We start from the raw sequence: 19,774 nt of genomic DNA, 5'->3' as shown, positions 1-19,774 counted from the left end.
GTACCCGAAACTAGCTGGCTCGCGTCAGAGGCCGATGAAGACTCCGCCGAGGCCGATCCCGATTCCGCCGAAGCCCCAGCCGGCCAGCGGATTCTGCAGGGCCGGGTTGGGCGACGTGGTGATCTGGGCGTGGCCCGGGGTTTGGCAGACCGTCGTGCTGGGTCCGGTGTCGGTGCACTGTGCCGGCCGTGCTGCCGCCGGGGCGGCCAGTACGACGGCCGTAGCCACGATCAGCAGTGGAGCCCCAAGAACAATCCTGGTAACCATATGGGCCTCCTTGGTGGCCGCGATCTGGAACTCAGCGGCCCCCGCCGCCGTGGCCCCCGACCCCGCCGCCCCAGGGGTAGGCGAGGTCCTCCGGGACTTCCGGGGTTGCGTTGGCTTGCACGTAGCCGGGCGTGGCGCAGTGAGTGGTCTGCCCACCAATGACCGAGCTGCCCCCGGTATCGACGCAGCTGGGAACTGACGGCGAGATCAACGTCGTATCGGCACCTGCTGCAGGGGCAAACGCAGCCGCGGCGGCGGCGAGAAAAGGAAACACGTAGCGGAGCCTGTGCCGCATCGGCATTCCCTTCCGCCAGTTCCTCTTAGCCAGAAGCGTACAGCCCGTTGCCAGTCGCCAGTGGTAGGTCGATTGTCGTGCGGATCCCGGCCGGTGCGGCCACGACGGACGGGATGGCGTTCACGAGGCGCATCGCGGTGGCCACCAACCCGGCGTGGTTGTGGTCGCCGTTGGGCGAGCTCAGGCACAGATCCATGGCATAGGACGGCTCGCCGGTGATCTCGATGCGGTAGTTGCCGCCGTCCTGAACGGGCTGCGGCCATTCCGGAAAAAGATCCTCGCGCAGCCGGGTGACGTGTTCGACGACGATGACCGGTGCCCCGCCGACCAGTCCGATCACCTCGAACCGCAGTCCCGCCGCGGTGCCCTTTTTGATGGTGCCTGCGGCGATCTCGATGTCTTCGGGGGCCGGCTCGCGCACATACATGTCTTCGATGCCATCGAGCTCGAGATCGAGGCCGGCCGCGATCTGGCGGATCACCGAGCCCCAGGCCAGGCTCAGCACACCGGGCTGCAACAGCATCGGGATGTCGTCCATCGCTTTGCCAAAGCCCATCACGTCGAACATCACCGTGGCGCTGTCGTAGGTGGCGTAGTCGAGGATCTCCATGCACCGAATCTGCTGGATGCTCTGACAGGTGCTCGCCAGTGCCAGGGGCAGCAGGTCGTTGGCGAAGCCTGGATCGATACCGTTGACGAACAGGCTCGAATTGCCCTGCCGGGCGGCATCTTCCAGCGGCTGGATCATCTCATCGGGAATCACCTGCCATGGCCACTGCAGGAAAACCGGGCCGCTGCCGACGACGTTCACCCCGGCGGCCAGGATGCGACGATAGTCTTCCAGCGCCTCGGGTAACCGGTTATCAGCCAGTGCGTTGTAGACAACGCAGTCCGGTTTGGCCCCCAGCACCTCGTCGAGGTCGGTGGTGGCCGTGACGCCGGTCGTACCGGAGAGGCCGGCCAGTTCGGCAGCGTCCTTGCCGGCCTTGGCATCCGAAGACACCCAGACACCGGTGAGCTCGAACGCGGGGTTGGTGATCAAACCCTTCAACGCGTGGACACCGACGTTGCCGGTGCCGACTTGTGCGACGCGGATTGCCATGGTGTTCCTTACAGATCGGGGATCATAGGTCGGGGATGGGAAGGTCGAGGTTCGGCACGATGAGGCCGCCGTCGACCTCGATCATCTTGCCGGTCAGATAGCTCGCGGCGGGTGACGCGAGATAGACGGCGGCCGCTGCGATGTCGAGCGGATCGCCGAGTCGTTTCATCGGAGTCGCCTTCTCCATCGGATCGCGCAGGGCCTCGTTGGAGGCCACGACCTCTAGCGCCGAGGTGAGGATCGAACCCGGCGCGATGGCGTTCACCCGGATCTTCGGGGACAGGTCCAGCGCGGTGAGCCGGGTGTAGTGGGCCAGCGCTGCCTTGGCGGTGCTGTAGGCGGCGAAGCCACGGCCGGCCAGCTTGCCCATCGTCGAAGTGATGTTGATGATATTGCCGCCGCCGGAGTGCTCGAGCATTAGAGGCACGGCCGCCAGCGTCAGTGCGTGTGCGGTGAGCACGTTGAAGGTGAATGCGTCCTTCATGTTCTTGACGCTGGTGTTCAGCAAGGCGTTGGGCATGGTGCCCCCGACGTTGTTGACGACGATGTCCAGCTTGCCGAACACCTCGACCGCAGTGCCGGCCAGCTGTGCGGTGGTGTCGGGATGGGCGAGATCGCCGACGACGATATGGGCCCGTCGCCCGACCGCTTCGATCTGCTTGGCGACCGACTCCAACTCGGACTGCGTGCGTGAGCCGATGACAACGTCGGCGCCGACTTCGGCGAATGCGACGGCGATGGCGGCACCCAGGCCCCGACCGCCGCCGGTGACTACTGCAACTTGACCATCAAGTCTGAACTTGTCGAGTATCACGTGTCCCTCTTCCCTTGTCCGCGAAAACCGTAACAAGTTCTCTGAGGTTCTTGACACGAAATTCGGAACGAGATTGAAACACGTTCTATTTTGTTCACGCCTTCTTGGCGGGAGCCTTTTTCGCTGCCTTTTTCGCCGGTGCCGCGTCGTCGTCGCCGGCCTCACCACGGCGTCGTCTGACGCTGGCTTCGAGCTTGGCCAGCAGATCGGAGACGTCCTCGGTCTCGTCCAGCTCGGCGGGCTGCTCCTCGGTGGTGAACGCCTCGCCGCCTTCCAGCTTCGCCTGGACGAGTTCAAGGAGCTGTTCCTGATAGGTGTCGCGGAACTGCTCAGGGTGGAAGTCGTCCGACATCGAATCGACGACCTGTCCGGCCATCTTCAGTTCAGCGGGCTTGATCTCCGCCTCTTTATCGAGGACCGGGAAGTCGGGATCGCGGATCTCGTCGGGCCACAGCAGGGTGTGCACGATCATCACCTCGCGCTTGGAAAAATCCTTAACCCGCAGTGCGGCCAGCCGGGTCTTGCTGCGCAAGGCGAAATGCACGATCGCCACCCGATCGGTGTCGGCGAGTGTCTTGGCCAGCAGCACATAGGACTTCGACGATGTGCCGTCCGGCTCGAGGAAGTAGCTGCGGTCGTACATCAGCGGGTCGATCTCGCTGGCGGGAACGAACTGAACCACCTCGATCTCGTGGCTGCGTTCCTCGGGCAGGGTGGCGATATCGTCATCGGTGATGATCACGGTCTGGCCGTCGTCGGACTCGTAAGCCTTGGCGATATCGCGGTATTCGACCACCTCACCGCACACTTCGCAGACGCGCTTGTAGCGGATGCGGCCGCTGTCGGTGGCGTGCACCTGGTGGAACTTGAGATCGTGGTCCTCGGTGGCGCTGTACACCTTGACGGGGACGTTCACCAGACCGAATGCGATCGAGCCTTTCCAGATGGAACGCATATCTGCAGTATGCAGGGCCGATCGGTGTTGCTGGGTCAGATAGCGGGCTGGCCGCCCGGATTAAGCCCGACAGGCAGATCGGGATTCGCGCCGGGAGCCATGCCGTCATTGGTTTCCTGATACGGCGCGGGCCGGCAGTTGCTGTCCACCGGGTTTTGGCCGGCCGTGCAGTAGGGAATGTGTTCTTCCGGCTCGGCGCCGGCCTGCGGAACCCCGAACAACGCGGGCAGTGCCAGTAAGGCGGCTACCAGCATTTTGGTCATAGTTCACGTGAGCAGCGGGTAATACCGTTGGGTGGTGAATGACGTGTGGCCGCCGGGCGCGACGAAGGGACCGCGCGTCGCGCTGACCAATGCCGACAAAGTGCTCTACCCGGCCACCGGCACCACCAAGGGCGATGTCTTCTCCTACTACACCGCGATCGCCGAGGTGATGCTGCCGCATATCGCGGGGCGACCGGTCACGCGGAAACGCTGGCCGAACGGTGTCGACGAGTCGTCGTTTTTCGAAAAACAGCTCGCCAGTTCGGCGCCGGACTGGCTTGCTCGCGCGACCGTCACGCACCGTTCGGGCAGCACCGCGTACCCGATCATCGACAGCTCAACGGGCCTGGCGTGGATCGCGCAGCAGGCCGCGCTGGAAGTCCATGTGCCGCAATGGCGTTTCACCTCGGCCGGAAAGCCCGGACCGGTAACGCGATTGGTCTTCGACCTCGACCCCGGCGAGGGGGTGACCATGCCCCAGCTGGGCGAGGTCGCCGACGCCGTCCGGGAGCTGATGAACGATATCGGGCTGACGCTGTATCCACTCACCAGTGGCAGCAAGGGGCTGCATCTGTACGCCCCGTTGGCCGATCCAGTCAGCAGTAACGGGGCGGTGACACTGGCCCGCCGGGTGGCTCAGCAGTTGGAGCAGAGCATGCCCACGCTGGTTACCGCCACGATGACCAAGAGTGTCCGGGCCGGCAAGGTCTTTCTGGACTGGAGCCAGAACAACGGGTCGAAGACCACGATCGCGCCGTACTCGCTGCGCGGGCGGGACCATCCGACGGTCGCCGCACCGCGGACGTGGGAGGAGATCGGCGATCCGAAGCTGAGACATCTGGACCACCGCGAGGTGCTGGCCCGGGTTGCCGAGCACGGCGATCTGCTGACCGGTATGGACGCCGACGCGCCTGCCGAAGACCGTCTGACCACCTACCGGAGCATGCGGGACTCAGCCAAGACGCCGGAGCCGGTGCCTCATGCCACGCCTGCGATCGGTGGCAACAACACGTTCGTCATCCAGGAACACCACGCCCGACGGTTGCACTACGACTTCCGGCTGGAACGCGACGGTGTGCTGGTGTCGTGGGCGGTGCCCAAGAACCTGCCGGACACCCCGGCGGTCAATCACCTCGCCGTGCGCACCGAGGATCACCCGCTGGAGTACGCGACGTTCGCCGGCGACATCCCGAAGGGCGAATACGGCGGCGGCAAAGTGGTCATCTGGGATTCCGGGACGTATGAGGCGGAGAAGTTCCGGGACTCCGGCGCGGACAAGGGCGGCGAGGTGATCGTCGACCTGCGCGGCCAGCGAATCTCGGGGCTTTATGCGCTGATTCAGACCAATGGCAATCAATGGCTGGCGCACCGGATGAAGGAGCAGTCCTCGCCACGGTTGTCGGATTACTCGCCGATGCTGGCGACCTTGGGTTCGGTCGAGAAGCTGACCGCGGCGCAATACGGGTTCGAGGGCAAGTTCGACGGGTACCGGCTCCTGGTGGAGATCGTGCGCGGTGAGTTGCGACTGCAGTCGCGTAGCGGGCGTGATCTCACCGCCGACTATCCGCAATTGCATTCGCTGGCAGCCGATCTCGCCGAGCATGATGTCATTCTCGACGGCGAGGTGGTGGCGTTGGATGCCGACGGTGTGCCGAACTTCGGTGAGATGCAGAATCGGGCGCGCGCCACCAAGATCGAGTTCTGGGCGTTCGACATCTTGCGGCTCGACGGGCGGTCGCTGTTGAAGGCGAAGTACCGCGACCGGCGAAAGATATTGGAAACCTTCGCCGAAGGAACGGATTTGATCGTGCCACCACTGATCGATGGTGACGGTACGGACGCTCTCAGGTTCTCCCAGAAGCAGAAGTGGGAAGGCGTGGTCGCCAAGAAGTGGGACTCGACCTATCAGCCGGGCCGGCGCTCGTCGTCGTGGATCAAGGACAAGAACTGGAAGACGCAGGAGGCCGTGATCGGCGGCTGGCGTGAGGGTAACGGTGGACGCTCCGGTGGGATCGGCGCGCTGTTGCTCGGCATCCCCGGCGAGGGTGGCCTGCGGTTCATCGGCCGGGTGGGCACCGGATTCTCCGAGAAGGAGCTGGCCCGGCTCAAGCAAATCCTCGAACCGCTGCACACCGACGAATCTCCCTTTGCTGCACCGCTTCCCCGACTCGACGCCAAGGGTGTCAGCTACGTGCGCCCAGAATTGGTGGGCGAGGTGCGCTACGGCGAATGGACGTCCGACGGCCGGCTGCGCCACCCGAGCTGGCGCGGCCTGCGGGCCGACAAGGAGCCCTCCGAGGTGGAGGTCGAGCTGCCGGGTTAGGCCGCGCCTGAATCCTCCGACGGCGGGTCGCTATCGTTCTCCAACAACCGTTCGGGGTGGTGGTAGTTGTTGACGCCGCCGCGCAGCATGGGCAGCCCGGGTGGTGGGATCCATTCGGTTTGTCCGTTGGGGAGTATTCGGGTGTCCCAGCCGCCGGTTTCGACGAGCTCGTTGTCGGGGGGACAGGCCAGGGTGAGGTCGTTGATGTCGGTGTTGCCGCCGTTCTTCCAGTCTTGGGCGGCGTGATGGACCACGCTGTGATAGCCGGGTGCGTCGCAGCCGGGCCTGGTGCAGCCACGGTCTTTGGCGTGCAGGATGATTCGCTGATCGGCTGAGGCGACGCGTTTGGTGCGTCCCAGCCACAACGCCCGCCCGTTTACTCCGTCGAAGAGGGCCAGGTAGTGGTAGGCGTGGGTGGCCATCCGGATGAGATCGGGGATGGGGAGCAGGGTGCCGCCGGCGGTGACCGCGTGGCCGGTCTGCTTCTGCAGGTCTTGTACGGTGGCGGTCGCGATCACGGTGACTGGTAATCCGTTGTGCTGACCGAGTTTCGGATCACCCAGCCGTCCTCGGACCAGGGCTTTGAGCGCGTCGTGCTTGCGCTGGGCGTGACTACGTGAGTCGCGTGCGGCGGCCCGGTCGGTGGGTTCGCCGAGCACGGCGGGGTTCTCGTCGTCGGGGTTGCACATCCCGGGGGCGGCGAATTTCGCGAACCAGGGTTCGAACTCGGCCTGCAACTCCGGGTCGGCGACCAGCTTGCCCTCGCGCATGCCGTCGGCGCGACGCCGACCCCAGGTGAAGCCGCGTTGGTGGGCGCGGTCCTTATCGGAGAACACCCCGTCGGGGTTGAGCACCAGGCTCAACTGGGTGGCCACCTTCGCCAACTGGTCCGGGCGTAGGTTCACCGCATGCTCGGCCAAGGACTTCTCGGCCCACTCCACCTCAACCGGGGGGACATGGCCGGGCAGGTGGCCGAAGAACTTCTGAATCACTTCCAGGTGCTCGCCATCGAGTTGTCCGGCCTGCCAGGCTTTCGCCGTCTCCGGTAGCAGCGGCGGCAGGAGTTCACCGGTTAACGCGGTGCGCAGCGCCAGCTGTTCGGCGTCCTTGATTCGGCGGCGCGCTTCGGTAGGACTGATTCGCAACACATCAGCCAACGCCATCGGCAGCTTCGGGCAGCCCTCGAACCGCTCCAACCGGGCCACCCCGGCGTGTGACACCGCCGTCAGGCGCCGCTGCTGGGTTTCCATCCATTCCAGGACCGCGAACCGTTCGGGCGGATCGAGCGCGTCGAAGTCGAGAGCGACAAGAGTGTCGACCGCAGCGGTCAGACCCTCGCGCATGGCTTCGATCGAACACATGTTCGAATACTATGTCCGCCCACCGACAAGTTTGGCGCTCATGCGACAGTGAGCACCGATGGACCTGACAACCCTGGCCAGCCAAGAGCGCGACGAGTTCGCCGACCTACTTGCCGGCCTGACTGACCAGCAATGGAATGCTCCAACCCTGTGCGGAAGCTGGCGCGTCCGTGACGTCGCCGCTCATGCGATCGCCTACCTCGACCGCACACGATCAGGGTTCACCGCAGCCCTGGCCAAAAACCGATTCAACCTCGACCGGCTCAACGCCGCCGACGTGCACAGCCTCTTGCCCTGCCCGCCGGCACGCATCGTCGGCATCATGCGAGCTCACGCCAAGCCACAAGGCGTCGGCTCAGGATTCGGCAGTCGAGTTGCACTGGTGGAATGCATGATCCATCAACAGGACATCCGCCGGCCGCTCAACCTGCCGCGTGCAATACCCGCCGAACGCCTCCGTGCAGCGCTTGAATTCGCCAAGGTGGCTCCGCTGATCCGCGGCGGTTGGTACACCCGTGGAGCCAGACTGGTCGCGACTGATTTCGACTGGTCAACCGGAAGCGGTCCCGAAGTACGGGGACCCGGTGAAGCCATCCTCATGGCCATGGCACGACGCCGCAGCACATATGCCGACCTGACTGGACCCGGCGTCCTGATCCTCAGCCAACGCGGCCGCTCAGATCGCAATCGCTGACGCCGCGACCGCCTCTTCCAGACCTCGCGTCGCCAACTGATCGGCCAACTCGTTGTCGGCTACACCGGAATGGCCCTTCACCCAGAACCATTCGACCTGGTGTTGCGCGCAGGCGGCCTGGAGTCGCTGCCACAGGTCGACGTTCTTCACCGGCTGCTTGGCCGACGTCAGCCAGCCGTTGCGCTGCCAGCCGACCACCCACTTGGTGATGCCGTTGCGGACGTAGGTGCTGTCGGTATAGAGGTGCACCGTCACCGATCGGGTGAGGGCTTCCAGCGCCATGATCGGCGCGGTCAACTCCATCCGGTTGTTGCTCGTCTCGGTGGGCTCGCCGCCGCACATCTCCCGGACGTGATGGCGCATGCGCAGCACCGCTCCCCAGCCGCCGGGCCCGGGGTTGGGTCGGCAGCCGCCGTCGGTGTGGATCACGACGATGTCGCCGGCGGGCTCGGTCATCCGCCGAGAATAGGCGGCGAGATCATCGCCGTCCGGACCGACATGCCCAGATCGCGATGCCGCAGCGTGGTGATCCGGCGTCCCGGCTGCACGGCGTCCTTGACAGGCAACGCGCGATCACCGAAGAACGCCGCGGTCGCATCGATATCGGCGACGACGAACGTGATGCCCCACAACGACGACGGACCGTCGGCCGCCGCGTCGGGTGAACCGACGACCTCGAGGATCACCGATCCCAGCCGGAAAAAGATCTGCCGCATCGCGTGGCCGCCGAGTTCGGCATCGCGTTCCCGGCGCGGCTGCAGCCCGACGGCCGCCAGTGACTCGACGGTCCGCGCCAGGTTGGGCGACAGCAGCACGACGTGGTCGATCGACGTCACACCGTTGGCGTGCGTGGCCGGCTCGGCGGGGACGCTGTCGGACCGGACGGTCGGGATGCCGTCGACCGCACCGTCCGCAGGCAATCCCCGCAACGCCCAGCCCAGAATGCCGCCGTCAGAACCAACGAGCCGAATCCGAACGTCGCCGATGCGGCAGACTCCGTCGGCGTCCACACTGAAACCCGCTGTCTCCCAAGCGTCAACCGGGTCAGCGATCTGGAATTCGTCGACGGTGATGGTCATTGCTGCAGAATCGGCCGCAACGTGTCCAGCACCGCCGGATCCTCGATGGTCGAGGGAATCGGCTCATCCTTGCCGTGCGCGATACCGCGCATCGTCTTGCGCAGGATCTTGCCCGAGCGGGTCTTCGGCAGGGCGGGCACCACGTCGGCAAGTCGGAAGCAGGCCACCGCACCGATCTCGTTGCGCACCGCGGCCACCAACTCTTCGGCGAGGCCGTCGGCCGACGCTCCGGCCTTGAGCACCACGAAGCCGCGCGGCACCTGACCCTTGATCTCGTCGGCCACCCCGATCACCGCACACTCGGCCACCGCGGGATGCGCCGCCAGCACCGCCTCGATCGATCCCGTCGACAACCGGTGTCCCGCAACGTTGATCACGTCGTCGATCCGGCCCATCACGAACAGGTAGCCGTCCTCGTCGATGTAACCGCCGTCGCCGGTCAGATAGAAACCGGGATGCTCGCGCAGATACGACTTCTCGTACCGGGCGTCGTCACCCCACAGGGTCGGCAGGGTTCCCGGCGGCAGCGGCAGGCTGATGCAGATGTCGCCCTCCTCGCCCGGCGCGCAGGGCGAGCCGTCGACCTGGAGGATCTGTACGTCGTAGCCCGGCATCGGCATGGTGGGGGAGCCGGCCTTGAGCGGAAGGTGTTGGACCCCCATCGGATTGGCCGCAATCGCCCAGCCGGTCTCGGTCTGCCACCAGTGATCGACGACCGGGATGCCGAGCTTGGCTGTTGCCCAGGCGTAGGTGTCGGGGTCCAGCCGTTCGCCCGCCTGGAACAGATATTTCAGCGAAGACAGGTCGTAGTGCTCGACATGCGCGGCGTGCGGATCCTCCTTGCGGATCGCCCGGATCGCGGTCGGCGCGGTGAACAACGCCTTCACCCCGTGCTCGGCGACCACCCGCCAGAACGCGCCGGGATCCGGTGTGCCGATGGGCTTTCCCTCGTAGAGCACCGTCGTCGCTCCGGCCAGCAACGGACCGTAGACGATATAGGAGTGGCCCACCACCCACCCGACATCGGAGGCCGCCCAGAACACGTCACCGGGGTCGATGTCGTAGATGTGACGCATGGTCCACAAAAGCGCGACGGCATGGCCGCCGTTATCTCGCACAATTCCCTTGGGCTTGCCTGTCGTGCCGGAGGTGTAGAGCACGTACAGCGGATCGGTGGCGGCCACCGGGACCGGGTCAACAGGCTCGGCGTCGGCCATGGCAGAAGCCCATGTCACGTCACGGCCGTCGACCAGATCGCAGGGATGCCGGTCGCGCTGGACGATCACGCATGCCGCCGGCTCGTGGGCGGCCAACGACAGCGCATGGTCGAGCATCGGCTTGTACTCGATGACTCGCGTCGGTTCGATACCGCAGGACGCCGAGACGATCACCACCGGCTGCGCATCGTCGATGCGGGTCGCCAGCTCGTGGGCGGCGAACCCGCCAAACACCACCGAATGCACCGCGCCCAGGCGTGCGCAGGCCAGCATGGCGATCACTGCCTCGGGGATCATCGGCATGTAGAGCACCACCCGGTCGCCCTTGCCGACCCCCAATTCGCGCAGAACACCAGCGAAACATGCTGTCTCGTAAAGCAATTCGCGATACGTGAAAGTCCGTTTGGTTCCGGTGACGGGGGAGTCGTAGATCAGCGCGAGCTGGTTGCCGCGTACATCGATATGCCGGTCGAGTGCATTGGCACAGGTGTTCAACTCGGCGTCGGGGAACCAGCGGTAGAAGGGCGGGTTGGTGTCGTCGAGGATGCGCTGCGGTGCCCGCGTCCACGACACCGCGCGGGCGGCCTGCGCCCAGAACCCGGCAGGGTCAGCGACGCTGGCGTCGAACAACTCACGGTATGCAGCCATCCAAGCACCGTACTGTGGCCGGGCCTCGATCAGGTCAGCGCGGCTGGGGCGGGACAGGGGAGGGGACAGCCACGTCGACGGTTGCCATGGCGGCTGGGGTACCCGAGGAGGCCGCGAGTTAATCTCCCGCCATGGCTGCTGTGGAATTCTCTGAACTCGAGGACGGAATCGCCGGCATCACCCTCAACCGGCCCGAGCTGCTCAACGCGATCGACGGAAACCTGCTCGACGGACTGGACGCCGTTCTCGACGAGCTCAGCTCGTGGAAGTACCGGGTCGCCGTCCTCACCGGAGCAGGCCGGGGCTTCTCCGCGGGTGCCGATCTCACCGGCACCGGAAAGCCATGGGTCGAACCCGCGAGTGCCCAGTTCAAGACCATGTACGACGGCCAGATCCGCCTCGCCGACCAGCTGACCAGGCTCTACGAGTTGCCGATCCCGGTGGTCGCGGCGGTCAACGGGGTAGCCGTCGGCGGCGGCCTGGCCTACGCGCTGCACTGCGATATCCGGATCGCGTCGGAGACCGCGCGCTTCGGTTCGGTGTTCATCAAGGCGGGCTTCTCGTCGATGGACATGGGGACGAGCTACCTGCTGCCCAAGATCGTCGGCGCGGGCGCCGCACGGGAAATGATGCTCACCGGGCGGATCATCGACGCGGCGGAGGCCTACCGGATCGGGCTGGTGCACGAGGTGGTGCCCGCCGACACGCTGGCCGATTCCGCATTGGAGATGGCGCGCACCATCGCCGCCAACAACGCCTTCGGGGTCTGGCAGACCAAAACCGGGCTCAACGCCGCCCTCGACGCGCCGAGCCTTCGGCACGCCAAAGAGATCGAGAACCGCACGCAGGTGCTGACCGGCTTCACCAACAACCCGCACGAGGCGGCGATGGCGCACCGCGAGAAGCGGGCTGCGAAGTGGGATCCGCTGTAGCAGTTAAATTTTCGCGATCACGTTCTCGGCGAACCATTCGAGGCTGCGGATCTTGGCGTCCAGCGGCTCGGTGTCGGGTCCCTTGATGTAGGGGACCCGGAAGCCGACGATCACGTCGGTGACGCCCTTGTCCTCCAGGCGCTTCACACCGTCGACGGTGAAGGCATCGAGTGAGATGACGTGGATTTGGAAGGGCTGATCAGTCGTCCCTTCCTCCTCGCGGTAGCGGTTCAGCTTGACCAGCAGCTCGTCGAGGTCCTCGGTGCCACCGCCGTGCATCCAGCCGTCGTTGCGCGCGGCCCGGCGCAGCGCGGCATCGGCGTGCCCGCCGATCAGGATCGGGATTGGCGCCGACGGCGCCGGCGTCATCTTCGTCTTGGGAAAGTCGTAGAACTCGCCGTGGAACTCGAAGTACTCACCGCTGGTAAGTCCCTTGATGATCGCGATGCACTCGTCCATCCGCTTGCCGCGCCTGGCGAACGGGACGCCCATCACCTCGTAGTCCTCCGGCCACGGGCTGGTGCCGACGCCGAGGCCGAGGCGGTTGCCGATCAGTGCCGCCAGAGAGCCGGCCTGCTTGGCCACCAGGGCGGGCGGCCGGATCGGCAGCTTGAGGACGAAGAGGTTGAAGTGCAAGGTCGTCGTGACCGCACCCAGCGCGCCCATCAACACGAATGATTCGATAAATGCCTTGCCGTCCAAGAACTCCCGGTTGCCGTCCGGAGTGTAGGGGTAGGTGGAGTCCGATTCGAACGGGTAGGCGACGCTGTCCGGAATCGTCATCGCGTGATACCCGGCGGCCTCGACGGACTTGGCGAGCGGGATGTAGTACGTCGGATCGGTCATGGCCTCGGCATACGTGAATCGCATACCGCGATGCTAGGTAGCGTTCCCCTGTGCCAGCTGCCGCTGTCGCATCAGGTGGGACTCGCCCATCGGGAGGGTTGGCTCATCGGGTGGGATTGGCGGCCACCTGTCCCCAGGTGGCCTTGGCGCCGGAGTCGCCGACGCGATAGACCTGCACGATCATTGCGACTCCTGCCACCACGACAAAGGCCGCCACGGCGACCGACAGCAGGGTGGGTAGCGGCTGCCCGCGGCCGGCCCGAAGGTGCACCACGGCCAGCAGTACCCCCGCGACGAGCAACGCCAGCGAGAAGTAGAGCATGGTGTCGCCGAGCTCAGTGTGGGCCTCCAGCAGCGGCGAGTGCCCCACGCGGTCCTCGAGCCACTCGCCGGCCTCGGTGGTCAACGGGGTCAGCCCCGCGACGATCAGCGACAGCGCTAGTACCAGCCATACCAGGCGCTGCCGAGCAGCCGGCCACAGCGCGCACAGGATCGCCAATGCGGCCGTCAGGGGGCCCAAGACCACGATGAAGTGAACCAACAGAACGTGGGCGGGAAGTCCGTTGAATCTCGACATGCTTTCGATTCTCGGCGCACGAGCCGCTCGATAGGCTCACCGACATGCGCACCATCCACGTCATCGGCATCGGCGCCGGCGACCCCCATTACGTGACATCGCAGGCGATCCGTGCGCTGGGCGACACCGATGTGTTCTTCGCGATGAACAAGGGCGAGGCCAAGAGCGATCTCGTCGCATTACGCCGAGAGATCTGCCAGCGGTTCATCGTCGATCAGCGTTATCGCTTTGTCGAGCTGCCCGATCCGCAACGAGCGGCCGACGGCGAGTACACCCAGGCCGTCGCCGACTGGCACCATGCCCGCGCTCGGTTGTGGGCTCAGGCTATCGAGACCGAGCTTGGGCCCGACGGCGTCGGTTCCTTTCTCGCGTGGGGCGATCCGTCGCTGTACGACAGCACCTTGCGGATCCTCAACGAGGTCGCCGACCATGTCGAGTTCGAATTCGACGTGATCCCCGGGATCACCGCGGTGCAGGCACTCACCGCGCGGCACCGGATCCCACTCAACGACGTCGGCGAACCCGTGCTGATCACCACCGGGCGGCAGCTGCGCAGCACCGGCCTGGCGGGCTCGGCGGTGGTGATGCTCGACGGCGAGTGTTCGTTCCTCAGGTGCCCACCGCAGACCCGGATTTGGTGGGGGGCCTACCTCGGCACGCCCGACGAATTGCTGATGTCGGGCACCGTCGGTGAGATCGGCGAAACCCTCGCGGCGCTGCGGGCCGACGCGCGTGCCCGACACGGCTGGATCATGGACATCTATCTCTTGCGGGCTTAGCTCTGCGAAGATCGCCGCATGGGACAGTTTATCCTCCGCGCAGCAGTCACCGGACTGGCGCTATGGGTCGTCACACTGGTCGTGCCCGGCATCAGTTTCGTCGGCGGGGATTCCACGCTGCAGCGGGCCGGCATCATTCTCGTGGTCGCGGTCATCTTCGGCTTGGTGAACGCGATTCTCAAACCGCTCGTGCAGTTCTTGTCGATACCGCTCTACATCCTCACCCTTGGGCTGATCCACGTCGTCATCAATGCGTTGATGCTGTGGATCACCGCCGGGATCACCGAGCACACCACCCACTGGGGACTGCAGATCAACCAGTTCTGGTGGACCGCCATCTGGGCCGCGATCGTGCTCTCAATCGTCAGCTGGCTGTTCTCATTGCCCTTCAAAGACGCCGACCGCCACTAGGACCCGCTGCCAGCGTCACGTCCTGAGGTCGGCAGCGGACAGAATGCCACGTCCCGGGCGCACGTCTCTCGGCGCTGCAGCAGGTGTCGGCGCATCGGGTGGCCACTGCGGCGACCGTGGCCCTGATGTCGACCGCCTTACTGGGCCTGCGGCGCGAACACCTGAGTCTGACCGGCGCCAAGAAAGGTGACGCATTCCAATACTCCATAGCCGAACCGATCGGCGGCAAGGGGCTCGGGGAGACCGTGATCGTCGGGGTAGCGGCCGCGATCGCGAACGCGGTCTTCAACGCGACCGGTAGACGAATCACCGGGCTACCCATCACGTGCGAGACGCTTCTCTAGTCTGGAAGCATGCCTGAACTGCCCGAAGTCGAGGCCCTGGCTGACCATCTGCGCCGACATGCCGTCGGCACATCGGTCGGGCGCATCGACGTCGCGGCGCTGTCGGTGCTGAAGACCTTCGATCCGCCGCCGACGGCGCTGCACGGGCAACCCGTGACGGGTGCGGCGCGGTGGGGTAAGTACCTCGGTATGCAGGTCGGCGGGGTGTGGTTGATCACCCACCTATCGCGCGCCGGGTGGCTGAAATGGAGTGACAAGCTCGCGGCGGTGCCGCTCAAACCGGGCAAGGGACCGATCGGCCTACGGGTGCACCTCGGAACACCCGGCGAGGCGGCCGGTTTCGACCTGACCGAGGCCGGCACCCAGAAACGGCTGGCGGTGTGGATCGTCGACGCTCCCGCCACGGTGCCGGGCATCGCGACACTGGGCCCCGACGCGCTGGAGATCGGGCCCGAACAGCTGGCCGAGATCCTCAAACCCCACAGTGGCCGGATCAAGACGGTGATCACCGATCAGAAGGTGATCGCCGGGATCGGAAACGCCTACAGCGACGAGATCCTCCACGTCGCGAAGCTGTCCCCGTTCGCGACCGCGAATAAACTCACCGCCGCACAACTGGGTGCGCTGCACGACGCGATGATCTCGGTGCTGACCGATGCCGTGCAGCGTTCGGTGGGGCAGCAGGCGGCAACGCTGAAGGGGGAGAAGCGATCCGGGCTGCGGGTGCACGCCCGCACCGGCTTGCCATGCCCGGTGTGCGGGGACACCGTGCGTGAGGTGTCGTTCGTCGACAAGTCGTTTCAGTACTGCCCGACCTGTCAGACCGGGGGCAAGGTGTTAGCCGATAGACGGATGTCGAAGCTGCTCAAGTAGCGTCTCCTCGGTGATCCGCCAGAAGATACTCATCACCACCGGATCATCGCCAACGCCGGTATCTGCACGGGTGCGGTGCTCGGCTCGGGCAAGCTGTGGGCGAACAAGGCCGCCTACGCCGCGAGCAAAGCCGGGGTGACCTCGCTGGGTGAATCCCTGCGCGCCGAATATGCCTCCGGCCCAATCAAAGTCACGGTCGTCGAGCCCGGCCACATCGAGTCGGAGATGACCGGCAAGTCCGACAGCACCATGCTGATGGTGGACAACGACACCGGTGCGCGCCACATGGTCAACGCTATCGAATGCGAAAGCGGGCGTACCGGGCTGGCCGTGGATTCCGTTGGTGGCCTTGCTGAAGGTGCTGCCGCCGCGGTTCACCACGCCGTTCGCCTAGCGAGTCCGGCTGTGCCGTTGGCCGGACCTCTGCTTCGCCTGGCGGCTCAGCGAGTCCGGCTGTGCCGTTGGCCGGACCTCTGCTTCGCCTGGCGGCTCAGCGAGTCCGGCCGCGCTGCACCCGGTAGTGGCGCACCAGTTCGTCGGTCGAGCTGTCGGTCTGCTCGGCCGGTGAGCCGTCGCTGGTGATCACCGGCAGCAGCGCTTTGGCCTGCGTCTTGCCCAGCTCGACACCCCACTGGTCGAACGAGTCGATGCCCCAGATCACGCCCTCGGTGAACACCTGGTGCTCGTAGAGCGCGATCAACTGCCCGACCGCCGACGGCGTCAGCTTGGTCGCGAGAATCGACGTGGTGGGCCGGTTTCCGGGCATCACCTTGTGCGGCACCACGTTCGCCGGAGTTCCCTCTGCGGCGATCTCGGCCGCGGTCTTGCCGAACGCCAGCACCTGCGTCTGCGCGAAGAAGTTGCTCATCAGCAGGTCGTGCATACTGCCGGTGCCGTCGGCGGTGGGCAGGTCGTCGGTGGGCCGGGAGAATCCGATGAAATCGGCCGGCACCAGGCGGGTGCCCTGGTGCAGCAGTTGGTAGAAGGCGTGCTGGCCGTTGGTGCCGGCCTCGCCCCAGAAGATCTCGCCGGTCCGGGTGGTGACAGGCGATCCATCGGCACGCACCGACTTGCCGTTGGACTCCATCGTCAACTGTTGCAGGTACGCCGCGAAGCGCGTCAGGTCGTTGGAGTACGGCAGCACAGCCCTGGCCTGCGCATCGAAGAACTCGTTGTACCAGAGCCCGATGAGGCCCAGCAGCACAGGCGCATTCGCTTCCAGGGGCGCGGTGCGGAAGTGCTCGTCGATGACGTGGAAGCCGGCGAGGAATTCAGCGAAGCGCTCCTTGCCGACGACCGCCATCACCGAAAGGCCGATCGCCGAGTCCACCGAATAGCGGCCGCCCACCCAGTCCCAGAACCCGAACATGTTGGCGGTGTCGATACCGAAGTTGTCGACGAGCTTGGAGTTGGTCGAGACGGCCACGAAGTGTTTCGACACCGCGGCATCACCCAACACGTCGGTGAGCCAGCGCCGCGCCGCAGTCGCGTTTGTCAGCGTCTCCAGCGTCGAGAACGTCTTGGAAGCGATGATGAAAAGTGTTGTGGCAGGGTCGAGTCCGTCCAATTTGGCCACCAAATCGGCTGGGTCGACGTTGGAGACGAACCGTGCCGAAATGCCGGCGTCGGCGTAATGCCGCAGCGCCTGACACACCATCACGGGGCCCAGATCCGAGCCGCCGATGCCGATGTTGACGACGGTCCTGATGCGTTCGCCGGTGGCGCCCAGCCAGTCGCCGCTGCGCAGCCGGTCGGTGAAGTCGCCCATCGCGTCAAGCACCTCGTGCACGTCGGCCACCACATTCTGGCCGTCCACCACCAGCTCGGCGCCCCGCGGCAGTCGCAGCGCGGTGTGGAGCACCGCACGGTCTTCGGAGGTGTTGATGTGCTCGCCGGCGAACATCGCGTCGCGGCGGCCTTCGAGGTCAGCGGCCCTGGCCAGATCGACTAGCAGCGCCAGCGTCTCCCGGGTGACGCGGTGCTTGCTGTAGTCGATGTAGAGGTCACCGACGGTGAGCGTGAGCTCGCTGCCGCGATCGGGGTCTTCGGCGAAAAGCTCTCGGAGGTGTTTCCCGGCGATCTGGTCGTGGTTCCGACGCAGCGCGTTCCATTCGGGGGTAGCGGAAATGTCTCCTGTCATTCGTTCGACCCTAGTGTGACGTGGTGTCCAAAGGTGTACATGATGGAGGTATGAGCAACCCAGACATTGAACGGCTGCTGTCGTCGGTCCCCACCGGACTCTGGATCGGTGGCGAAGAGCGGCCCGGCTCATCGACGTTCGAGGTTTATGACCCCGCCAATGACACCCTTCTGACCACCGTGGCCGACGCGACCGCCGCCGACGCCGTGGCCGCCCTTGATGCGGCGTGCGCTGTGCAAGCCCAGTGGGCGGCCACACCGGCTCGCGACCGCGGCGAGATCCTGCGGTCGGTCTTCGAGACGATCACCGCTCGCGCTGACGATCTCGCGACGTTGATGACACTGGAGATGGGCAAGGTCGTCGCCGAAAGCCTGGGCGAGGTCAAGTACGGCGCCGAGTTCTTCCGGTGGTTCGCCGAGGAAGCGGTGCGCATCGGCGGGCGGTACACGCCGTCGCCGGCCGGCACCGGGCGCATCATCGTCACCAAGCAGCCCGTCGGCCCCTGCTATGCGATCACACCGTGGAACTTCCCGCTGGCCATGGGGACTCGCAAGATCGGGCCCGCCTTCGCGGCCGGCTGCACCATGATCGTCAAGCCGGCGCAGGAGACCCCGCTGACGATGCTGCTGCTGGCCAAGTTGATGGCTGAGGCCGGCCTGCCCAAGGGTGTGCTGTCGGTGCTGCCCACCAGCAAGCCCGGCGAGGTCACCAAGGCCCTGATCGACGACGGCCGGCTGCGCAAGCTGACCTTCACCGGCTCCACCGGGGTCGGCAAGGCGCTGGTCGCCCAGTCGGCGGACAAGCTGCTGCGCACCTCGATGGAACTCGGCGGCAATGCGCCGTTCGTGGTCTTCGACGACGCCGACGTTGATGCCGCGGTCGACGGCGCGATGCTGGCCAAGATGCGCAACGGTGGTGAGGCCTGCACGGCCGCCAACCGCATCCACGTCGCCAACGCCGTCATCGAGGAATTCACCGACAAGTTCGTCAAGCGGATGGGTGAGGTCAATCTGGGCAATGGGCTCGACCCGTCGGCCAAGCTCGGCCCGCTGGTCAGCACCAAGCAGCTGACCAAGGTTCAGGAGCTGGTCGACGATGCGGTCGAGAAGGGCGCGACCGTCGCCCTCGGCGGTCAGGCCCCCGGCGGCCCCGGCAACTTCTACCCTGCCACCGTGCTGACCGACGTCCCGCCGAACGCCCGCATCCTCACCGAGGAGGTCTTCGGTCCCGTCGCGCCGATCATCGGCTTCGACACCGAGGAGGATGGCGTCGCCGCAGCCAACAACACCGAATACGGTCTGGCGTCCTATATCTACACCGAGTCCCTCGACCGGGCCCTGCGGGTGGCCGAGGCGATCGAGTCCGGCATGGTCGGGGTCAACCGGGGCGTCATCTCGGATCCGGCCGCGCCGTTCGGCGGGGTCAAAGAATCCGGCTTCGGTCGTGAGGGTGGCTCCGAAGGTATCGAGGAATACCTCGACACCAAGTACATCGCGCTGACGAAGTAGCTCAACCGACCGAGCGGGCCAGCGCGTTCTCCACCTCGACCGAACACACGTTCTCGCCGACCTCGCCCCGGCCAGCCGCGCCACTCGACCGGTGCAGCCCCTGCGTTAGGCACATGCCGGCGGTCATACGTTGGTGCTCAACAACTTCGGTCCATCCGTCGGTAATCGCCTGGCCGAAGTGTGTGCCCCGCCGACCACCGCCGGAATCTCTCCAAGAGGGTCTGTCTACCTCCCGATCGGATATTTGACCGCGCTGACCGCGCGCCTGCACCGATCAGCCCTCGCGGGGATCTAGATTTCTGAAGTAGTTCCGAACGAGGAGGGCATGGGTTGACGGCGCGCTTAT

General features: G+C 65.7%; 22 protein-coding genes and 1 pseudogene. 9 read left to right on the top strand and 14 right to left on the bottom strand.

The genetic code is table 11. The features are described from left to right. Positions 1 to 24: 24 nt before the first annotated feature. The 6 genes from G6N13_RS03925 to G6N13_RS03900 form a co-directional block, all read right to left on the bottom strand. Positions 25 to 228 (bottom strand): hypothetical protein, encoded by a 204-nt coding sequence (locus G6N13_RS03925; protein ID WP_235677919.1) that lies wholly within the window; start codon positions 226 to 228, stop codon positions 25 to 27. 70 nt (positions 229 to 298) lie between these two features. After that, positions 299 to 562 (bottom strand): hypothetical protein, encoded by a 264-nt coding sequence (locus G6N13_RS03920; RefSeq protein WP_235677918.1) that lies wholly within the window; start codon positions 560 to 562, stop codon positions 299 to 301. Between the two features lie 25 nt (positions 563 to 587). Next, positions 588 to 1,664: an NAD(P)H-dependent amine dehydrogenase family protein gene (locus G6N13_RS03915; protein WP_163694893.1), complete on the bottom strand. Its 1,077-nt coding sequence runs from the start codon at positions 1,662 to 1,664 to the stop codon at positions 588 to 590. Between the two features lie 22 nt (positions 1,665 to 1,686). Next, positions 1,687 to 2,478, bottom strand: a complete 792-nt coding sequence (locus tag G6N13_RS03910) for an SDR family oxidoreductase (protein WP_163694892.1) — start codon at positions 2,476 to 2,478, stop codon at positions 1,687 to 1,689. 94 nt (positions 2,479 to 2,572) lie between these two features. After that, on the bottom strand, positions 2,573 to 3,433 hold the full coding sequence (ku, locus tag G6N13_RS03905; protein WP_163694891.1) for a non-homologous end joining protein Ku: 861 nt from the start codon (positions 3,431 to 3,433) through the stop codon (positions 2,573 to 2,575). A 35-nt stretch (positions 3,434 to 3,468) separates the two neighbouring features. Further along, positions 3,469 to 3,696 (bottom strand): hypothetical protein, encoded by a 228-nt coding sequence (locus G6N13_RS03900; protein WP_235677917.1) that lies wholly within the window; start codon positions 3,694 to 3,696, stop codon positions 3,469 to 3,471. Positions 3,697 to 3,730: 34 nt separating this feature from the next. Here G6N13_RS03900 and G6N13_RS03895 point away from each other — a divergent pair, with 34 nt between their 5' ends. Continuing rightward, positions 3,731 to 6,019 (top strand): ATP-dependent DNA ligase, encoded by a 2,289-nt coding sequence (locus G6N13_RS03895; protein WP_235677916.1) that lies wholly within the window; start codon positions 3,731 to 3,733, stop codon positions 6,017 to 6,019. Here G6N13_RS03895 and G6N13_RS03890 read toward each other — a convergent pair. Next, complete coding sequence (locus tag G6N13_RS03890) at positions 6,016 to 7,380, bottom strand: HNH endonuclease signature motif containing protein (protein ID WP_163694889.1); 1,365 nt, start codon at positions 7,378 to 7,380, stop codon at positions 6,016 to 6,018. The genes G6N13_RS03895 and G6N13_RS03890 overlap by 4 nt on opposite strands. Positions 7,381 to 7,438: 58 nt before the next feature. Here G6N13_RS03890 and G6N13_RS03885 point away from each other — a divergent pair, with 58 nt between their 5' ends. Continuing rightward, positions 7,439 to 8,074, top strand: a complete 636-nt coding sequence (locus tag G6N13_RS03885; protein WP_163694888.1) for a maleylpyruvate isomerase family mycothiol-dependent enzyme — start codon at positions 7,439 to 7,441, stop codon at positions 8,072 to 8,074. Here G6N13_RS03885 and rnhA read toward each other — a convergent pair. The 3 genes from rnhA to G6N13_RS03870 are packed head-to-tail and all read right to left on the bottom strand — an operon-like array spanning position 8,057 to position 11,018. Continuing rightward, the gene (gene rnhA / locus G6N13_RS03880) at positions 8,057 to 8,530 is read right to left on the bottom strand and encodes a ribonuclease HI (protein WP_163694887.1); all 474 of its coding nucleotides are present in this window, start codon (positions 8,528 to 8,530) and stop codon (positions 8,057 to 8,059) included. The two genes, G6N13_RS03885 and rnhA, sit on opposite strands and share 18 nt — an antisense overlap. Beyond that, positions 8,527 to 9,153 carry a VOC family protein gene (locus tag G6N13_RS03875; RefSeq protein WP_163694886.1) on the bottom strand — a complete coding sequence of 209 codons (627 nt, stop codon included), beginning with the start codon at positions 9,151 to 9,153 and terminating at the stop codon, positions 8,527 to 8,529. The genes rnhA and G6N13_RS03875 overlap by 4 nt, the downstream gene beginning before the upstream one ends. Beyond that, the gene (locus tag G6N13_RS03870) at positions 9,150 to 11,018 is read right to left on the bottom strand and encodes a propionyl-CoA synthetase (RefSeq protein ID WP_163694885.1); all 1,869 of its coding nucleotides are present in this window, start codon (positions 11,016 to 11,018) and stop codon (positions 9,150 to 9,152) included. The genes G6N13_RS03875 and G6N13_RS03870 overlap by 4 nt, the downstream gene beginning before the upstream one ends. 131 nt (positions 11,019 to 11,149) lie before the next feature. Here G6N13_RS03870 and G6N13_RS03865 point away from each other — a divergent pair, with 131 nt between their 5' ends. Further along, positions 11,150 to 11,950: an enoyl-CoA hydratase/isomerase family protein gene (locus tag G6N13_RS03865; protein ID WP_163694884.1), complete on the top strand. Its 801-nt coding sequence runs from the start codon at positions 11,150 to 11,152 to the stop codon at positions 11,948 to 11,950. Between the two features lie 3 nt (positions 11,951 to 11,953). Here the strand turns inward: G6N13_RS03865 and G6N13_RS03860 are convergent, their stop codons facing one another. After that, a complete protein-coding gene (locus G6N13_RS03860; protein WP_163694883.1) occupies positions 11,954 to 12,820 on the bottom strand; it encodes a TIGR03619 family F420-dependent LLM class oxidoreductase in 867 nt (288 codons plus the stop codon). 79 nt (positions 12,821 to 12,899) lie between these two features. Further along, entirely contained in the window at positions 12,900 to 13,373 is a 474-nt protein-coding gene (locus G6N13_RS03855) for a DUF2231 domain-containing protein (RefSeq protein ID WP_163694882.1), read from the bottom strand. A gap of 44 nt (positions 13,374 to 13,417) precedes the next feature. On the opposite strand from G6N13_RS03855, the gene cobF reads away from it, so the two are divergent. The 5 genes and pseudogenes from cobF to G6N13_RS03830 form a co-directional block, all read left to right on the top strand. Next, on the top strand, positions 13,418 to 14,152 hold the full coding sequence (gene cobF, locus G6N13_RS03850) for a precorrin-6A synthase (deacetylating) (RefSeq protein WP_163694881.1): 735 nt from the start codon (positions 13,418 to 13,420) through the stop codon (positions 14,150 to 14,152). A gap of 18 nt (positions 14,153 to 14,170) precedes the next feature. Further along, complete coding sequence (locus G6N13_RS03845) at positions 14,171 to 14,563, top strand: phage holin family protein (protein WP_163694880.1); 393 nt, start codon at positions 14,171 to 14,173, stop codon at positions 14,561 to 14,563. A gap of 125 nt (positions 14,564 to 14,688) precedes the next feature. Further along, positions 14,689 to 14,907 (top strand): hypothetical protein, encoded by a 219-nt coding sequence (locus G6N13_RS03840; RefSeq protein ID WP_163694271.1) that lies wholly within the window; start codon positions 14,689 to 14,691, stop codon positions 14,905 to 14,907. Between the two features lie 9 nt (positions 14,908 to 14,916). Next, positions 14,917 to 15,780 carry an Fpg/Nei family DNA glycosylase gene (locus G6N13_RS03835; RefSeq protein ID WP_163694879.1) on the top strand — a complete coding sequence of 288 codons (864 nt, stop codon included), beginning with the start codon at positions 14,917 to 14,919 and terminating at the stop codon, positions 15,778 to 15,780. A 39-nt stretch (positions 15,781 to 15,819) separates the two neighbouring features. Further along, a pseudogene (locus G6N13_RS03830) lies at positions 15,820 to 16,174 on the top strand (SDR family NAD(P)-dependent oxidoreductase); the annotation flags it as partial. A 96-nt stretch (positions 16,175 to 16,270) separates the two neighbouring features. Here G6N13_RS03830 and pgi read toward each other — a convergent pair. After that, entirely contained in the window at positions 16,271 to 17,920 is a 1,650-nt protein-coding gene (gene pgi, locus G6N13_RS03825; protein ID WP_163694878.1) for a glucose-6-phosphate isomerase, read from the bottom strand. Positions 17,921 to 17,970: 50 nt separating this feature from the next. Here pgi and G6N13_RS03820 point away from each other — a divergent pair, with 50 nt between their 5' ends. Beyond that, positions 17,971 to 19,428 carry an NAD-dependent succinate-semialdehyde dehydrogenase gene (locus G6N13_RS03820; protein ID WP_163694877.1) on the top strand — a complete coding sequence of 486 codons (1,458 nt, stop codon included), beginning with the start codon at positions 17,971 to 17,973 and terminating at the stop codon, positions 19,426 to 19,428. A 1-nt stretch (position 19,429) separates the two neighbouring features. Here G6N13_RS03820 and G6N13_RS25630 read toward each other — a convergent pair whose 3' ends face one another. After that, positions 19,430 to 19,555 (bottom strand): hypothetical protein, encoded by a 126-nt coding sequence (locus tag G6N13_RS25630; protein ID WP_268949078.1) that lies wholly within the window; start codon positions 19,553 to 19,555, stop codon positions 19,430 to 19,432. Between the last annotated feature and the right edge of the window lie 219 nt (positions 19,556 to 19,774).

Source organism: Mycolicibacterium sarraceniae, from assembly GCF_010731875.1.
GTDB lineage: Bacteria > Actinomycetota > Actinomycetes > Mycobacteriales > Mycobacteriaceae > Mycobacterium > Mycobacterium sarraceniae.
Note: the sequence above shows the minus strand (reverse complement) of the source record. Positions and strands in the feature narration are given on the sequence as shown.

Bases quoted from the DNA above. Each gene is read 5' to 3' on its own strand.
- G6N13_RS03920 (WP_235677918.1), bottom strand. From the start codon at position 562: ATGCGGCACAGGCTCCGCTACGTGTTTCCTTTTCTCGCCGCCGCCGCG.
- G6N13_RS03865 (WP_163694884.1), top strand. From the start codon at position 11,150: ATGGCTGCTGTGGAATTCTCTGAACTCGAGGACGGAATCGCCGGCATC.
- G6N13_RS03835 (WP_163694879.1), top strand. From the start codon at position 14,917: ATGCCTGAACTGCCCGAAGTCGAGGCCCTGGCTGACCATCTGCGCCGA.
- G6N13_RS03820 (WP_163694877.1), top strand. From the start codon at position 17,971: ATGAGCAACCCAGACATTGAACGGCTGCTGTCGTCGGTCCCCACCGGA.
- cobF (WP_163694881.1), top strand. From the start codon at position 13,418: ATGCGCACCATCCACGTCATCGGCATCGGCGCCGGCGACCCCCATTAC.
- G6N13_RS03890 (WP_163694889.1), bottom strand. From the start codon at position 7,380: ATGTGTTCGATCGAAGCCATGCGCGAGGGTCTGACCGCTGCGGTCGAC.
- G6N13_RS03855 (WP_163694882.1), bottom strand. From the start codon at position 13,373: ATGTCGAGATTCAACGGACTTCCCGCCCACGTTCTGTTGGTTCACTTC.
- G6N13_RS03840 (WP_163694271.1), top strand. From the start codon at position 14,689: ATGTCGACCGCCTTACTGGGCCTGCGGCGCGAACACCTGAGTCTGACC.
- pgi (WP_163694878.1), bottom strand. From the start codon at position 17,920: ATGACAGGAGACATTTCCGCTACCCCCGAATGGAACGCGCTGCGTCGG.
- G6N13_RS25630 (WP_268949078.1), bottom strand. From the start codon at position 19,555: ATGACCGCCGGCATGTGCCTAACGCAGGGGCTGCACCGGTCGAGTGGC.
- rnhA (WP_163694887.1), bottom strand. From the start codon at position 8,530: ATGACCGAGCCCGCCGGCGACATCGTCGTGATCCACACCGACGGCGGC.
- G6N13_RS03885 (WP_163694888.1), top strand. From the start codon at position 7,439: ATGGACCTGACAACCCTGGCCAGCCAAGAGCGCGACGAGTTCGCCGAC.
- G6N13_RS03845 (WP_163694880.1), top strand. From the start codon at position 14,171: ATGGGACAGTTTATCCTCCGCGCAGCAGTCACCGGACTGGCGCTATGG.
- G6N13_RS03900 (WP_235677917.1), bottom strand. From the start codon at position 3,696: ATGACCAAAATGCTGGTAGCCGCCTTACTGGCACTGCCCGCGTTGTTC.
- G6N13_RS03915 (WP_163694893.1), bottom strand. From the start codon at position 1,664: ATGGCAATCCGCGTCGCACAAGTCGGCACCGGCAACGTCGGTGTCCAC.
- G6N13_RS03875 (WP_163694886.1), bottom strand. From the start codon at position 9,153: ATGACCATCACCGTCGACGAATTCCAGATCGCTGACCCGGTTGACGCT.
- G6N13_RS03870 (WP_163694885.1), bottom strand. From the start codon at position 11,018: ATGGCTGCATACCGTGAGTTGTTCGACGCCAGCGTCGCTGACCCTGCC.
- G6N13_RS03860 (WP_163694883.1), bottom strand. From the start codon at position 12,820: ATGCGATTCACGTATGCCGAGGCCATGACCGATCCGACGTACTACATC.
- ku (WP_163694891.1), bottom strand. From the start codon at position 3,433: ATGCGTTCCATCTGGAAAGGCTCGATCGCATTCGGTCTGGTGAACGTC.